The organism is Rhizobium sp. P1_E6 (assembly GCF_056405875.1).
In genome coordinates, this window is the sequence record NZ_JBFUBG010000085.1 from 13,685 (window position 1) to 28,917 (window position 15,233).

Consider the following 15,233-nt stretch of genomic DNA (forward strand, 5'->3'; position numbering starts at 1 on the left):
GATCATGACGTCTTACAAACTGTTGGAGGCTAGCTGGTCGAGGCGGAAACATGGCGCTCGCAATAGGTGGCCAGCAATGCAACCAGCTGGTTGACGAGGCCGTTAGTCCGATTCCAGGATGGCGGCGACCTCAAATGGGCGCGCAGTCGCGCCTCTAATAGATATCTATCCGCCCGGCGAGCTTGTCGGGTCCATTGGTGCCTCCGACCCCGTCATCGGCAGAATTCATCGCGGCATTCTTCTGTGGCCGGCGGCCTCAGGAGAAGCCGTGGATGCACGTTCGCGTGCGCGGAACCTTCAAGAAAGATTCCGGCGGACAATCGGATTGCTGGATTTTTTGAGAAGGTCCACGCGCGCCCGCCTTACCGGGCGTCGATCAGCTCTCGCACTTTCTGGGCAAGTTCGCGTGCCGTGTAGGGCTTTCGAAGCCATTGCGCGCCGGCGATGACCTCGTTTACCGCCAGAGCCGGCTCCGAATAGCCTGATGTGAACAGCACGGCGAGGTCGGGCCGTTCGGCGCGCGCCGCCCTTGCCAGCTCGTCGCCGGTCATGCCTCCGGGCATGACGATGTCGGTGAACAAAAGCGCGACGTCTGGCTGGTTCTTGAGCAGGTCAAGTGCGCGTCGGCCATTGTCGGCCTCAATCACCGCATATCCCATACCGGTGAGCCTGGCGACCGCAACCCTGCGGACGCGCGCGTCGTCCTCGACGACAAGAACGCGTTCATCGCCACCTGGTAATGCGGCCTCGACCTTGTCACCGACAGTCGCTTCGTCCCGTGCGCTGGCGCTTGAAAGAGCCGGCAGGTAGACGCGGATCGTCGAGCCGCGACCGACCTCGCTGTAAATCTGCAGGTGGCCGCCCGATTGCTTGACGAAGCCGTAGACCATGCTCAGACCCAATCCGGTTCCGGACCCGACTTCCTTGGTGGTGAAGAAGGGCTCGATCGCGCGCTTCTTGACCTCCTCGCTCATGCCGTCGCCGGTATCGCTCATCGAAACGAGGACAAAGTTTCCGCTGCGGACTTCCGGATACATTTTCGCGTAGTCGGCATCGAGCTGCACACGGGAGACCTCTGTGGTCAAAGTGCCGCCCCTGGGCATGGCGTCGCGCGCGTTCAGAGCGATGTTGAGGATTGCGTTCTGCAGTTGCGAACTGTCGACCAGCACGTTGAAATCGGACCCAGAAAGGACGGTCGACAGTCGAATGTTTTCCCCGAGCGTCCTTCGTAGCAAGTCCGAAAAGCCGGTGACGAGCTGGCCGAGATCGGCCTGCTTCGGGTTCAACGGCTGGCGTCTTCCGAAGGCCAGCAGCTGTCCGGTAAGCTTTGCGCCGTCGGCTGCGGCATCTTGGGCCTCCTGCAGCATGTCGCGCAACGGGCCTGCCGGGAGCTTGTCCTCGATCATCTCCAGATTGCCGCTGATCACGGTCAGCAGGTTGTTGAAGTCGTGCGCCAGCCCGCCGGTCAATTGACCCACGGCTTCCATCTTCTGGGCCTGGCGAAGATCCTCCTCGATCTTGAACCTGCTTGTCAGATCGCGAACGAAGCCGGTGAAGATGCGTTCGCCGTCTGCCGTCGCCTCGCCGACATGAAGCTCGATCGGAAACTGGGTGCCATCGGCGCGCTGGCCCGTCACGACGCGACCGTAACCGATGATCCGCTTCTCGCCCGTCTGCATGTAGTGGTCGAGATATCCGTCATGGGCAGCGCGATAGGGTTCGGGCATGAGCTTCTTGACGTTCTGGCCGCAGATTTCTTCAGAGGTGAAGCCGAAAAGCGTCTCGGCCGCCTTGCTGAATGACATGACATTGCCGCCCTGGTCGATGACGATCATGGCGTCGGGCACAGTGTCGAGGATCGAGGACAGATGGGCCTCGCGCGCCCGCACGGCCTCTTCTGCCTTGCGCAGGGCGCTGACGTCGCTGTTTGCCTCGATGACGACGGGATCACCATCGGGAAGGTTGACGAGCACGCAGCGGGTTGCCACGTGCATGTCGTGACCGTTCTTGTGACGATGAACGACCTCGCCCTGCCAGAAGCCCCGTGTCGTCAAATGCGCGCGTATGGCGTCCATCGGTTCAGGGAAGCGGGTATCGAGCAAACCGTAGACGGTCTCGCCGACGGCCTCTTCGCGGGTCCAGCCGTACATATTCTCGCTGCCGATCGACCAATGAGTGATCGTGCCCTCGAGCCGGTGGACGATGATATCAGCCCCGTCGAGAACATGCACGAGCGCGTCCAGTTCCTGGGGCGATGCGGTGCGCGGCGAGATCAGACGATGGGGCATAAACGTTCGTTCCGCAATCAGTGGACGCTACCCCTATGGCAGGTTCTATCCGAAAAATCATCCACATTGCCCRATAACTGCGCGAGGCGGGCAAGATTGACGATACGCAGATTATGCCGACCGTCCGGAGTGACGATTTTCCTCTGGGCGAGCTTGCTGATCGAGCGGGAAACGGTCTCGATGGTCAGGCCGAGATAATCGGCGATGTCCTGTCGGCTCATCGGCACCTCGAGCAGCCCCTGGTGGAGTGATTCGCCGTGACGGGTCGCAAGCTTCATGAGAAAGGTACAGAGGCGCTCCTCGGCATTTTTCCTGGATAGCAGCACAAGTTGATCGTGGGCCGACGCGGTCTCCCTGCAGAGCAGATTGATATAGGCCGGCCGCAGAATCTCCGAGCGCTCAACTTCCTCGTGGAACTGCTTGCGCGAGAGACGGCGGATCTTGCAATCCGTCACTGCTTCGGCGGTAAATAAGAAGTCGCCTTGCAGGAAGGAGCCGACAACGTCACCGGCGAAGTGGAAGGCGGTGATGACCCGGCGTCCATCGCCGATGATGCGGTGGAGACGCACGACGCCCTCGGTGATCTGGAACAGATGCCGTGCGGCATCCCCCTCCCAGCAGATCGCCTTTCCTGCCTCGATCGTTTCGGTCGCCGACATCTGGAAAAGCGCCGACAGGCAGTTGCTCTGAACTGCCTTTGCGCCAAGATCGACGTTCTCGAATGCCTGGTGGCCTTGCATCAACATCCCGATAATCCCCGTGCCCTGATTGACTGTGAGGCCAATAGAAAGGTGTTCAGTCACAGCGGAATGAGCGGACGGTGCCAAAGGGTAAGACTCTGTAACAGTCTGTAACAACGGACAAAGCCACGCCTTCGTTGACCTGGATCAAGGAGCGGTTGTGGGGGTCGTGACAGTCGTTCCTCAACGTACGAGAAAGGCGACCGCCCTGTGGTCGTCTGCGCACTGGGGACGTCATCATGAACTATACTGCGGAAACCATGGTGGTCGCCGTGGGAGCATTCCTGGCACTGCTTGGCGCTGCTTTCGCCCACGACCATCTATTTTCAATCCACATGGGGATATTGAGCTTCTGCCTTTTCGTGGGAACGTTGCTTCTCGTGAGAAAGGTGGATTTCTCGCCGGCGGGCCGGTTGCCGAAAGCCGATCTGACCGGCTATTTCGACGAGGTGATCCGCTACGGCCTGATCGCTACCGTGTTCTGGGGCGTCGTCGGCTTCCTCGTGGGCGTTGTGATTGCGGCCCAATTGGCATTCCCGGATCTCAACCTCGCCCCCTATCTGAATTTCGGCAGGCTTCGGCCCGTCCATACCTCGGCGGTGATCTTCGCCTTTGGCGGTAATGCGCTGATCATGACGTCGTTCTACGTCGTCCAGCGCACCTGTCATGCGCGCCTGTTCGGCGGCAGCCTCGCCTGGTTCGTCTTCTGGGGCTACCAGCTCTTCATCGTCATGGCCGCGACCGGCTATGTCCTCGGCATCAACCAGGCGCGCGAATATGCCGAGCCTGAATGGTATGTCGACCTCTGGCTGACGATCGTCTGGGTTGCCTACTTGCTCGTCTTTCTCGGCACCATCCTGAAGCGCAAGGAGCCACATATCTATGTGGCGAACTGGTTCTATCTCGGCTTCATCGTGACGATCGCGATGCTGCACGTCGTCAACAATCTCGCAGTGCCGGTCTCTTTCCTCGGCTCGAAGAGCTACTCGCTGTTTTCGGGCGTTCAGGACGCCCTGACGCAGTGGTGGTACGGCCATAACGCCGTCGGCTTCTTCCTRACCGCCGGCTTCCTCGGGATGATGTATTATTTCGTGCCCAAGCAGGCCAACCGCCCGGTCTATTCCTACCGGCTGTCGATCATCCACTTCTGGGCACTGATCTTCATGTATATCTGGGCCGGACCCCATCACCTGCACTATACCGCGCTCCCCGACTGGGCGCAGACCCTCGGCATGGTCTTTTCTATCATGCTCTGGATGCCCTCTTGGGGCGGTATGATCAACGGCCTGATGACGCTGTCTGGCGCGTGGGACAAGATCCGCACCGATCCCATCATTCGCATGATGATCGTTGCGATTGCCTTTTACGGGATGTCGACCTTCGAAGGGCCGATGATGTCGGTCAAGACCGTGAACTCGCTCAGCCACTACACCGAATGGACCATTGGTCACGTGCATTCGGGTGCGCTCGGCTGGGTCGGCATGATCACCTTCGGTGCGATCTACTATATGACGCCGAAGCTTTGGGGTCGCGAACGCCTCTACAGCCTGCGCATGGTCAACTGGCACTTCTGGCTCGCAACGCTCGGCATCGTCGTCTATGCGGCGGTCCTGTGGGTCGCCGGTATCCAGCAAGGCCTGATGTGGCGCGAATATAATTCCCAGGGCTTCCTCGTTTACTCCTTCGCCGAAACCGTGGCTGCGATGTTCCCCTATTACGTGCTGCGCACGCTAGGCGGTGGTCTCTACCTGGCCGGCGGCCTGGTGATGGCCTGGAACGTTTTCATGACCATCCGCGGCCATCTGCGCGACGAAGCCGAAATTCCTTCTGCCTATGTGCCGCAGGCACAGGCTGCCGAGTGAGGTGACACATGGCATCAATCCTGGACAAACATCAGATCCTCGAGAAAAACGCGACCCTTCTTCTGGTCGGCTCGCTGCTCGTGGTCAGCATCGGCGGTATCGTCGAAATCGCTCCGCTCTTCTACCTGCAGAACACGATCGAGAAGGTGGAGGGAATGCGTCCCTATACGCCGCTCGAGCTGGCAGGTCGCAACATCTACATCCGCGAGGGTTGCTATCTCTGCCATAGCCAGATGATCAGGCCGTTCCGAGACGAGGTGGAGCGCTACGGCCATTATTCGCTGGCCGCTGAATCCATGTACGACCATCCCTTTCAATGGGGCTCGAAACGCACTGGTCCGGACCTGGCGCGCGTGGGCGCGCGCTACTCCAACGAGTGGCATGTCCAGCACCTGTCGAACCCGCGAGCCGTGGTGCCGGAATCGATCATGCCGAGCTACGCCTTCCTCAGGGAGCAGGAGGTCACCGTCAAGGAGGTCGGCATGGACCTCAAGGCGAATGTGGATGTCGGCGTGCCCTATAGCGACGACATGATCGCCAATGCGGAGGTGGACATGAAGGCGCAGGCCGACCCGAATGCCGATACGACAGCACTGCTCGAGCGGTACCCCAAGGCCAAGGTCGGCGATTTCGACGGCGATCCTTCCAAGCTCACCGAGATGGACGCCCTGGTGGCCTATCTGCAGATGCTTGGCACGCTTGTCGACTTCTCGACCTATGACGACGCCACCGGCTACCGATGAGGTGAAACATGGAAACCTACACCGCAATGCGGCACTTCGCCGACAGCTGGGGCCTCCTGGCAATGACGGCCTTCTTCATCGGAGCAGTGATTTTTACGCTCCGTCCCGGCGGCAAGCAGGCCGCCAAGGATGCCGCCAACATTCCTCTGAAGGACGATTGAGATGTCGGACAAACATATCGATGAAATCAGCGGCGTGGAGACGACCGGCCATGAATGGGACGGCATCCGTGAACTGAACAATCCGATGCCCCGGTGGTGGGTATGGACCTTCTACGCGACGATACTGTGGGCCATCGGCTATGCCATCGCCTATCCGGCCATACCGATGATCACATCGGCCACGAAAGGCTATTTCGGTTTTTCCAGCCGCGCCGAACTGCAGCAGGACCTCGATCTGGCCAAGGTGTCGCAGACGAGGTTCCACGACATGATCGCCGCCAAGACCGTGCAGGAAATCGACGCCGATCCGGCCCTTCGCGAATTTGCGATCGCCGGCGGCGCGTCTGCCTTCAAGGTCAACTGCGCCCCGTGCCACGGTTCGGGTGCAAGTGGCGGGCCGGGTTTTCCCAATCTCAACGACGACGACTGGCTCTGGGGCGGCGACCTTGATTCCATCCAGACGACAATCGCCCACGGCATCCGTTTCGACGGCGACCCAGAGGCACATGCTTCCGAAATGCCGGCCTTCGCCGACATGCTCGACAAGGATCAGATCCGGCAGGTCGCCGCCTATGTCTGGAGCCTGACGAACAAGCCATCGGACGAAGCCCTCGTGGAACCCGGCAAGCAGCTGTTCATCGACAATTGCGCGGCTTGTCACGGCGAGGATGCCAAGGGCAAGCCGGATATGGGCGCGCCTGATCTTGCCGATGCCATCTGGCTGAAGGGCAGGGGCGAGGACGCCATCGCTCGCCAGGTCGCGGCTCCGAAGCATGGTGTCATGCCGGCCTGGTCCGCGCGCCTCGGGGACACGACCGTCAAGGAACTTACCGTGTTCGTCCACTCGCTCGGCGGCGGCCTATGAGGGGCCGGCATGATGAYGAACCATGACCATAACGCACTCCTTGCACTTTATGGCACCCCACGCGCGGTGATCCGTTCGCGTGTGTCGATGCGTGCAAAGTCCGCCCCGCCGGCCTGTGAGCAGGAGGATCCCGCAAGGATCGGCAGTTCGATCGTAAGCTTGATCTGCCTCAAAGATCACAACCCGACGAGCCGCTAGATCTGCAAACGAGGACGTCCCAGCGGCTTCTCCCCGTTGTCCTCCAGGGCCGCGTCCATCTCTCCGGATGCGGCCCTTTCTCCTTGATCGAGCGCAAAGAACGATCGGACGCGACCGCCTATGTCTGGCGGTCGCCCGGCTCTCTCAGGGCTGCATCTCCTGCCCGCCTGCCTTCTCCGTGCAAACCACGTTCTTGATATGAATCAAGGATCGTCAGCTGGAAACGGAGGAGAAGGGCAGTCGCAAATCGGAACAGGCCCATGAACCTCTACACAGCACCCGATCCAAAGTCAGTGGAACGTGTCAACGCGGAGCCGGTCAACGCCCGCCGCAACCGCCAGCCACTTTACGCAGCGCGCAAGAAGGTCTTCCCCAAGCGGGTCGAAGGACGCTTTCGCCGATTCAAATGGATCGTGATGCTGATCACGCTTGCGATCTATTATCTTGCCCCTTGGATCCGCTGGGACCGCGGACCCTACGCGCCCGACCAGGCGATCCTGATCGACCTTTCGTCGCGCCGTTTCTTTTTCTTCTTCATCGAGATCTGGCCGCAGGAATTCTATTATGTCGCCGGCTTGCTGGTCATGGCTGGCTTCGGGCTGTTTCTGGTTACCTCGGCTGTCGGCCGCGCATGGTGCGGTTATGCCTGTCCGCAGACGGTCTGGGTCGACCTCTTTCTCGTCGTCGAGCGCGCCATCGAAGGTGACCGCAATGCCAGAATGAAGCTCGACGCCGGGCCGTGGACGCTCGGCAAGCTCCGCAAGCGCCTGTTCAAGCACGCGATCTGGCTTGTTATCGGCGTCCTCACCGGCGGTGCCTGGATCTTCTACTTCGCTGACACGCCGACGCTCGTCAAAGAGCTCTTCACCGGTCAGGCTCCTGCCGTCGCCTACGCCACGGTGGCCGTTCTGACGTCGACCACCTACGTCTTCGGCGGGCTGCTGCGCGAACAGGTCTGTACCTATATGTGCCCCTGGCCGCGTATACAGGGCGCCATGCTCGACGAGAATTCGCTGGTCGTGACTTATAACGACTGGCGTGGCGAACAGCGCTCGCGCCATGCCAAGAAGACGCAAGCGGGGGGGCAGGCCGTCGGCGACTGCGTCGACTGCAATGCCTGCGTTGCGGTCTGTCCGATGGGCATCGATATCCGCGATGGACAGCAGATGGAGTGCATCACCTGCGCGCTCTGCATCGACGCCTGCGACAATGTCATGGACAAGCTGGGCAAACCGCGCGGCCTGATCGCCTATGCGACGCTCAGCGAATATGCGAGCAATATGAATATCGCCACCGATGCCGGCCGGACACCGGTCCAGCCGGCGCGCGTCAGAAATCCGGACGGTTCGTTTATCGACGGCATTCGCCATTTCAACTGGCGCATCATCTTCCGGCCACGCGTCGTCTTTTACGCGAGCGTCTGGACCTGCATCGGCATTGCCATGCTCGTGCACCTGTCGATGCGCGAACGGCTGGAGCTCAATGTCGTCCATGACCGCAATCCTCAATATGTACTGGAAAGCGATGGATCGATCCGCAACGGGTACACGCTGCGTGTCCTTAACATGGTTCCCAAGCCGCGCACGATCGAACTGACCCTGTCGGGCATCGATGATGCGGCGATGCGGATTCCCGAGCTCGGCAAGGAGGAGGGACGTCGGTTCACCATCGACGCCGCGCCCGACGCCGTCACGACGGTCAAGGTCTTCGTCACCCGCAAGCCGACGAGCAGCGCCGTCAGCGAATTCCTCTTTTCGATCGAAGACGCCGACCATGCCGACCGAGCGACCTATCGGGCCGCGTTCAACGCCCCAGGAGATGTCAGATGAGCACCCGCACCCCAGGATTTACCGGCACGCACATGCTGCTGACGACGTGTGCCTTCTTCGCCRTTATCATCGCCGTCAACTTTACGATGGCCTGGTACGCCTCGTCGAGCTGGAGCGGCCTCGTGGTCGAAAACACCTATGTCGCCAGCCAGGAGTTCAACCAGAAGGCAGCAGCCATGAAGGCGATGGCTGCCTCGGGGATTACCGGCAGGCTTTCGCTGAAGGGCGGTGAAATCCACTACGACATCGGCAACAGGGACGGCTCGCCGGCTGATATCGATGAGGTCGTGGCCAACTTCAAACGGCCGGTCGGCGACCACGAAGATTTTCGCGTTGCCATGACCAAACTCTCTGAAGGTCGGTTCGAGGCGGATCACGCGATCGCCGCCGGGGACTGGATCGTCGAAGTGACCTCGCGCCGCAGCGGCGAAATCGTCATGCACGAAGCCGTTCGCATCGACACCGCGGAGTTCGGCCAATGACCTGCTGTACCATGAATGCGGATGGTGTCCTGGCGATGAGCACGACCTCCTTCAGCGCTGAGGAGATCGGCCTTGCCAGTCACGCGCTCGGCGGCGGGCTTCGTCAGCTCGATCTCAGCGTCCCCGACGTCCATTGCGGCGCCTGCATATCGACCATCGAACGGGCTTTGAAGGCCCTGCCTTATGTGCGACGGGCCAGGGTGAACCTGACGTCCAGGCGCCTGAGCTGCGTCTATGTCGAGGACATGGACGACCGGCCGGTCGATCCCACCGGCATCATTGCCGCGATCAGTGCGACCGGATACAGGGTTCATCTCTTCGAGCGGATGGCGCTAGAAAGCGACAAGACACGCAATCAGCTTCTCCTTGCGGTGGGTGTTGCGGGCTTTGCCGCGGCAAATATCATGCTGCTCTCGGTCTCCGTCTGGTCCGGCGCGGATGCCGCAACACGCGACATGTTCCATTGGATCTCGGCGATGATCGCGGCCCCTGCGCTCATCTATTCAGGCCGGTTTTTCTTTCGGTCGGCCTGGAATGCGTTGAAGCGCGGCCGCACGAACATGGACGTGCCGATTTCACTTGCCGTCACGCTCTCCTATGCCGTTTCGCTTTGGGAGACGATGCATCACGGCGAGCATGCCTGGTTCGACGCCACCGTATCGCTGCTGTTCTTCCTGCTGATCGGCCGGACCCTCGACCATGTGATGCGCGAGAAGGCACGGGCGGCAATCAACGGGCTAGCGCGGCTTGCTCCGCGCGGGGCGCTGGTGGTGGCTGCCGACGGTTCGAGACGTTACGCGGCGGTCGAAGAGATTATCGTCGGCGACGAAATTGCCGTGGCGGCCGGCGACCGCATTCCGGTCGACGGTATCGTCGCCAGCGGCGAGAGTGATCTCGACCTGTCGATCGTGACGGGTGAGAGCAGCCCGGTGGCCGTGAAACCGGGAACGGACGTCCATTCCGGGGCGATGAACCTGACAGGGTCGCTCATCGTGCGTACGACGAAGCTGGCACGCAACTCACTGCTTGCCGAGATCATCGGCCTGATGGAGGCCGCGGAAGGGGGGCGGGCGCGCTACCGGCGGATCGCCGACAGGGCCGCGGCGCTCTATTCGCCAGTCGTGCATCTGCTCGCGCTGGTGTCGTTTCTGAGTTGGGGGATCATAGGCGGAGACTGGAAGCAGGCGATGCTCGTCGGCGTTGCCGTGCTCATCATCACCTGCCCATGCGCTCTGGGGCTGGCCGTCCCGGTCGTGCAGGTCGTTGCAGCCGGCGAACTCTTTCGCAGGGGCGTCATGGTCAAGGACGGTTCGGCGCTCGAGCGGCTCGCGGAGGTCGATGCCGTCGCATTCGACAAGACCGGTACGCTGACGCTGGGGCGTCCAAGGCTCGTGCGGACGGAGGCCGATAATATCAGGAGCATCGCGATCGCAGCCGGGCTTGCTCACCATTCCAGGCATCCTCTCTCGCAGTCGCTCGCCCGTCAGGCGGACGCAGCCGAGCAATTCGAACGTGTGGTGGAGGTTGCAGGCGGCGGCCTCGAAGCCTCTCGTGGGGATGTCGTCTATAGGCTCGGAAACGCGTCTTTCGCTTGCGGACAGGCCGATATCGCGACATCAGACAGTCCGCTTTCCGAAGTCGTGCTTTCGGCAAACGGGGCAGCGCTGGCCCGCTTCTTCTTCGATGACACGCTTCGCCCCGGAGCAGTCGAGGCGGTCGCCGATCTGGAATCGGCCGGGTTTCAGACGTTGATTTTTTCGGGGGACCGCCAGTCCGTGGTGGAAAGCACGGCACGCAGCCTCGGCGTCGATCACGCCCGTGGCGCATTGACGCCGAAGCAGAAGGTGGAAGCCTGCGAGGCCTTGCGAGAGAAAGGACGCCGGGTTCTGATGGTCGGTGACGGCATCAACGATGCGCCCGCCCTGGCTGCAGCCCATGTCTCCATGGCGCCATCCAGCGCGTCCGACATCGGACGCCAGGCGGCCGACCTCGTGTTCTTCAACGAACGGCTCGATGCGGTGCCCGAAGCGATACGGATCGCCAGGCGTTCGGCCGCGCTCATCCGGCAGAATTTCGCCCTTGCGATCGGCTACAACATCCTCGCCGTGCCGATTGCGATCGCCGGCTTTGCGACGCCGCTGATCGCGGCCGTGGCGATGTCCACCTCCTCCATCATCGTCGTTACCAACGCCCTGCGTCTGAACGCCTTTACAATGCGAAGCGCCCCTCTGCCGGCGATGCCTGAGTTCGCCCGCGACCAGGAGGTCAAGGTCATATGAACATGCTCCTCTATCTGATCCCGATCGCCCTGTTCATGGGCGGCCTCGGACTTGCCGCGTTCCTTTGGTCCTTAAAAAGCGGTCAGTATGATGATCTGGAGGGCGCTTCCTGGCGGGTGCTTGCCGACGATGATTCCGATCCAACCGTCACGTGAGCGCATCAGCCAGGAAAAGACAGATGCTTTTCAACAACGAACGGCTTTTGCGGTCGGACCTATTCGGTGAGCTCAGCGAGGATACTGTAACGCGCCTTACCGTCCTCGCCAGGCTGCGCACATATGTAGCCGGCGAAGAGATTTTTGCTGAGGGGGATCCTGGCATCCATGCGCTCTATGTCGCAAGTGGCGTGGTCAGGTTGACCCGAAGGGAATCGAGCGGGGAAGAGGCGGACGTCTGCGTCTGCGAACCGGGCGATTTCATCGGCGAATATGTCATAGCGCTCGGCGGCAATTATGCGCACGGCGCCTGCGCCGGCGCCTTGAGCGAGCTCATGCTCTTCGAGGCTGCCGCGCTGCGGGCACTCGCCGAGAAGTGCCCCCAGTTCCAGCGCAACCTGCTGAAAATATCGGCTCGCCATCTCCTCGAGGCCTTCGATGGCATGGCCGGCGATCGTTTGCACACGGCGGCTCAGCGTGTGGCCAATTTCCTGTTGCGCCAGTGCCCGGAAGCGGCGCTTCAGGCGACATTCCATCTTCCGTACAAGAAGCAGATTCTCGCTGGAAAACTCGGGCTTGGACCGGAGGCCCTGTCACGGGCGTTTGCCGCCCTGACACGATGCGGGGTCGACGTAAAGGGTCGAACGGTGCTTATCGAAAACGTCGCGCTGCTGCGCCAGGCCTGTTAGCGACAATCACGCCGGATCCCAATGGGCAATGTTGTCGTGCTACCGCGATGGGCCGACCAGTCCGGAACGTTCATCACCAGCTTTTTCTTGAAACCACTGCATGCGGCGCCGGGAACGGTGGCGCTGCCCGAGTTCCTGCGGTATCTGATTGGCAAGACGAAACAAGATTAACGAGGACAATGGAACCGGACCGTATTCTGGTGGTCGATGACGACGCACGGATCAGGCAGATGCTGGTGCGTTACTTCGAAGACAATGGATTTAAGGTGAACGCCGTCGCAAACGGTGCGGCGATGCGTTCCGAACTGGCCAGGGGCTCTTACGCGGCAATTTTTCTCGATCTGGTGCTTCCGAACGGCGAAAATGGTCTCGAATTGTTGCGGGAGCTTCGAAGCACATCCGACGTGCCGGTTCTCATGCTGACCGGTCAGGACGATGTCACGGACAAGGTTGTCGGCCTCGAGGTCGGCGCCGATGATTACATTGCCAAGCCATTTCATCTGAGGGAACTCCTGGCTCGTCTGAGGACAATCCTGCGGCGGCGCACATCCTCGGACGGTGCCCGCGCCGCCAATGGAGAAGAAGAAACGCTCGCCTTCGAAGGCTGGTCTCTCGATGTGTCGCGCAGGCGGCTGACCTCGCCCCACGGCGAGGACATTGCCTTGACGACGGGCGAGTTCGACATGCTTCTGGTTTTCGTGCGCAATCCCGGCCGGGTGCTTTCGCGCGAGACGCTGATGGATATGACGAGGAACCGCAATCTCGAAGCCTTCGATCGCGCAATCGACGCCCAGATCGTCCGCTTGCGCAAGAAGATCGAGGATGATCCGAAGAGCCCGGACCTCATCCAGTCGGTGCGCGGCGTCGGTTATGTTTTCACCGGCCGACCGGGACGAACATCGAGATAATTGATTCTCGTCAATGTCCGGTCCGCTGCTGGGGTTATGTGTCGAGCCACTATGGCTGTACCAATGACGATCTGGATTCTTTTCGCGGTGATGACGACCGCAGCAACTGCCATCCTGCTTCATCCGCTTTCAACGGGGGGGCGGAAGGCAGCGAGCGTAAAAGCGGATGCCGGCAAGGTCTATCGCGACCAGCTTTTCGAACTTGACGAGGATATCGCCTCCGGACGTATCTCGCCGGGCGAATACGAACTGGCCAAAGCAGAAACGGCGCGCCGGCTCTTCAAGGCCGCGGATGACAACCGGCCGGCGCAGACCGCGCAACGCTCCGACAGATGGCTGAAACACGCCATCGCCGTGTTCTTGCCATTGCTCAGCATCGCTCTTTACGTCTCGCTCGGCTCTCCCGATCTTCCCTCCCGTCCGCTGGCCATAAGGCTCGCCCAGCCCGGCGAGGATCTCGCAATCCTCGTGAAGAAGATGGAAGATCACCTGGCCGGTCAGCCTGAGGACGGGCGCGGATGGGACGTCATCGCTCCGGTTTATCTCAAGATGGGCAGGGTCGATGACGCGGCAAAAGCCTATCGTGCGGCGCTTCGCCTCGGCGGAGCCAATGTCTTCCGCCTGGAGGGACTGTCGGAAACGCTAATGGCCACGTCAAACGGCCTGGTGACCACAGACGTGCTTGATGAACTCAAGCAAATACTATCTCTGGAGCCGAACAACCCGCGTGCGCGTTTCTACATCGCACTGAGCCTGGAGCAGGCGGGCCAGCCCGGCGAGGCGCGGGGTGCCTTCGAGGATCTCGCCAGGCAGTCGCCGGCCGATGCGCCGTGGCTGCCGCTGGTCAACGAGCACATCGCCAAAAACGGCGGCACGGCGGTCGCCTCTTCTGGCGAGGCTGCCGCACAGCCTGCCGCACCGGGCGGCCCGACGACGGAAGATGTCGCAGCAGCCGAGACGATGAACAGCGGCGACCGGCAGCAGATGATCCGCGGCATGGTGGAAAGCCTGGATGCCAAACTGTCTGCCGATCCTGATAATTTCGAGGGCTGGATGCGCCTTGTCCGGTCTTACGCCGTATTGAACGACAAGGATCGCGCCGCGACYGCCCTGAAGCGCGGGCTTGCCGCCTTCCCGGCATCGGGCGATCAGGGCARRCAGCTCCTGGCGCTCGGCAAGGAACTCGGCATYGCGACGGAAGGATCGGTGGAATGACGCGCAAGCAGAAACGCCTGGCGGTGATTGCCGGCGGCATGAGCTTCATCCTCGTCGCCGTGCTGCTCGTSATGTTCGCCTTCAGCCAGTCGGTCGCCTATTTCTACATGCCGGGCGATCTCRCCAAGACGCCGGTGGCACCGGGCACCCGCATCCGCCTCGGCGGGCTTGTGGGGAGCGGCAGYGTCMTGCGCGGCGAGGGCTCTGTCGTGCGCTTTGCGGTGACCGACCCGAGCGGCGAGATCGTCAATGTCCGCTACCAGGGCATCCTGCCGGACCTGTTTCGCGAAGGACAGGGCGTCGTCACCGAAGGCACGTTCGAGACGGGCAGCCCTGTCTTCACCGCCGATACCGTGCTKGCCAAGCATGACGAGACCTATATGCCCAAGGAAGTGGCCGACMGGCTGAAGGCYCAGGGCCTCTGGGAAGAGGGCAAGGGAGCCGTAGCACAGGGGCAGGAAGCCAAGGGTGAGGCCGCAAAGAGCCAGGAAGCCCAGGGGCAAGAGACAAGGGCGACACCATGATCATCGAGATCGGCCATTACGCGCTGGTTCTGGCGCTCGCAACCGCAATCGTCCTGTCAGTCGTGCCCGTCATCGGTGCAAGGCGCGGCGATCAGGCGATGATGGATGTGGCACCCTTGGGCTCCCTCCTGCTCTTTGCCCTCGTGACCTTCTCCTTCGGTGTGCTCACCTATGCCCATGTCGTCTCCGACTTCTCGGTTCAGAACGTCTGGGAGAACTCGCATTCGCTGGTGCCGCTGATCTACAAATATTCCGGCGTCTGGGGCAATCACGAGGGATCGATGATGCTCTGGCT

General features: G+C 61.3%; 15 protein-coding genes and 1 pseudogene. 14 read left to right on the forward strand and 2 right to left on the reverse strand.

From position 1 onward, the window contains the following. Window positions 1-362: 362 nt before the first annotated feature. Window positions 363-2,288, reverse strand: a complete 1,926-nt coding sequence (locus AC1D35_RS28070) for a hybrid sensor histidine kinase/response regulator (protein WP_477855598.1) — start codon at window positions 2,286-2,288, stop codon at window positions 363-365. A gap of 17 nt (window positions 2,289-2,305) precedes the next feature. Continuing rightward, window positions 2,306-3,034, reverse strand: coding sequence for a Crp/Fnr family transcriptional regulator (locus AC1D35_RS28075; protein WP_477941196.1), 729 nt, complete (start codon window positions 3,032-3,034; stop codon window positions 2,306-2,308). 233 nt (window positions 3,035-3,267) lie between these two features. On the opposite strand from AC1D35_RS28075, the gene ccoN reads away from it, so the two are divergent. From ccoN to AC1D35_RS28145, 14 genes and pseudogenes are all read left to right on the forward strand, one after another. Then, window positions 3,268-4,890, forward strand: a complete 1,623-nt coding sequence (ccoN, locus tag AC1D35_RS28080) for a cytochrome-c oxidase, cbb3-type subunit I (RefSeq protein WP_113312163.1) — start codon at window positions 3,268-3,270, stop codon at window positions 4,888-4,890. Window positions 4,891-4,898: 8 nt separating this feature from the next. Continuing rightward, a complete protein-coding gene (gene ccoO / locus AC1D35_RS28085) occupies window positions 4,899-5,633 on the forward strand; it encodes a cytochrome-c oxidase, cbb3-type subunit II (RefSeq protein WP_477941198.1) in 735 nt (244 codons plus the stop codon). 8 nt (window positions 5,634-5,641) lie between these two features. Further along, window positions 5,642-5,794 (forward strand): cbb3-type cytochrome c oxidase subunit 3, encoded by a 153-nt coding sequence (locus AC1D35_RS28090; RefSeq protein ID WP_112546975.1) that lies wholly within the window; start codon window positions 5,642-5,644, stop codon window positions 5,792-5,794. A gap of 1 nt (window position 5,795) precedes the next feature. Further along, complete coding sequence (gene ccoP, locus AC1D35_RS28095) at window positions 5,796-6,659, forward strand: cytochrome-c oxidase, cbb3-type subunit III (protein WP_113301990.1); 864 nt, start codon at window positions 5,796-5,798, stop codon at window positions 6,657-6,659. Between the two features lie 12 nt (window positions 6,660-6,671). Then, window positions 6,672-6,857: a hypothetical protein gene (locus AC1D35_RS28100; protein WP_477941201.1), complete on the forward strand. Its 186-nt coding sequence runs from the start codon at window positions 6,672-6,674 to the stop codon at window positions 6,855-6,857. A gap of 260 nt (window positions 6,858-7,117) precedes the next feature. Further along, the gene (gene ccoG, locus AC1D35_RS28105) at window positions 7,118-8,686 is read left to right on the forward strand and encodes a cytochrome c oxidase accessory protein CcoG (RefSeq protein WP_113301991.1); all 1,569 of its coding nucleotides are present in this window, start codon (window positions 7,118-7,120) and stop codon (window positions 8,684-8,686) included. After that, window positions 8,683-9,168, forward strand: coding sequence for a FixH family protein (locus AC1D35_RS28110; protein ID WP_477941203.1), 486 nt, complete (start codon window positions 8,683-8,685; stop codon window positions 9,166-9,168). Before ccoG ends, AC1D35_RS28110 begins: the two co-directional genes overlap by 4 nt. Continuing rightward, entirely contained in the window at window positions 9,165-11,447 is a 2,283-nt protein-coding gene (locus AC1D35_RS28115; RefSeq protein ID WP_477941205.1) for a cation-translocating P-type ATPase, read from the forward strand. The genes AC1D35_RS28110 and AC1D35_RS28115 overlap by 4 nt, the downstream gene beginning before the upstream one ends. After that, complete coding sequence (gene ccoS, locus AC1D35_RS28120) at window positions 11,444-11,602, forward strand: cbb3-type cytochrome oxidase assembly protein CcoS (protein WP_113301994.1); 159 nt, start codon at window positions 11,444-11,446, stop codon at window positions 11,600-11,602. Before AC1D35_RS28115 ends, ccoS begins: the two co-directional genes overlap by 4 nt. A gap of 23 nt (window positions 11,603-11,625) precedes the next feature. Beyond that, window positions 11,626-12,291: a Crp/Fnr family transcriptional regulator gene (locus AC1D35_RS28125; RefSeq protein ID WP_477941208.1), complete on the forward strand. Its 666-nt coding sequence runs from the start codon at window positions 11,626-11,628 to the stop codon at window positions 12,289-12,291. A 179-nt stretch (window positions 12,292-12,470) separates the two neighbouring features. Further along, a complete protein-coding gene (locus AC1D35_RS28130; protein WP_477855592.1) occupies window positions 12,471-13,199 on the forward strand; it encodes a response regulator in 729 nt (242 codons plus the stop codon). Between the two features lie 63 nt (window positions 13,200-13,262). Further along, window positions 13,263-14,414: a c-type cytochrome biogenesis protein CcmI gene (gene ccmI, locus AC1D35_RS28135; RefSeq protein WP_477941210.1), complete on the forward strand. Its 1,152-nt coding sequence runs from the start codon at window positions 13,263-13,265 to the stop codon at window positions 14,412-14,414. Further along, window positions 14,411-14,938 carry a cytochrome c maturation protein CcmE gene (gene ccmE / locus AC1D35_RS28140; RefSeq protein ID WP_477941211.1) on the forward strand — a complete coding sequence of 176 codons (528 nt, stop codon included), beginning with the start codon at window positions 14,411-14,413 and terminating at the stop codon, window positions 14,936-14,938. The genes ccmI and ccmE overlap by 4 nt, the downstream gene beginning before the upstream one ends. Beyond that, window positions 14,935-15,233, forward strand: a pseudogene (locus AC1D35_RS28145) (heme lyase NrfEFG subunit NrfE); the annotation flags it as partial. The gene ccmE and the pseudogene AC1D35_RS28145, both read left to right, overlap by 4 nt.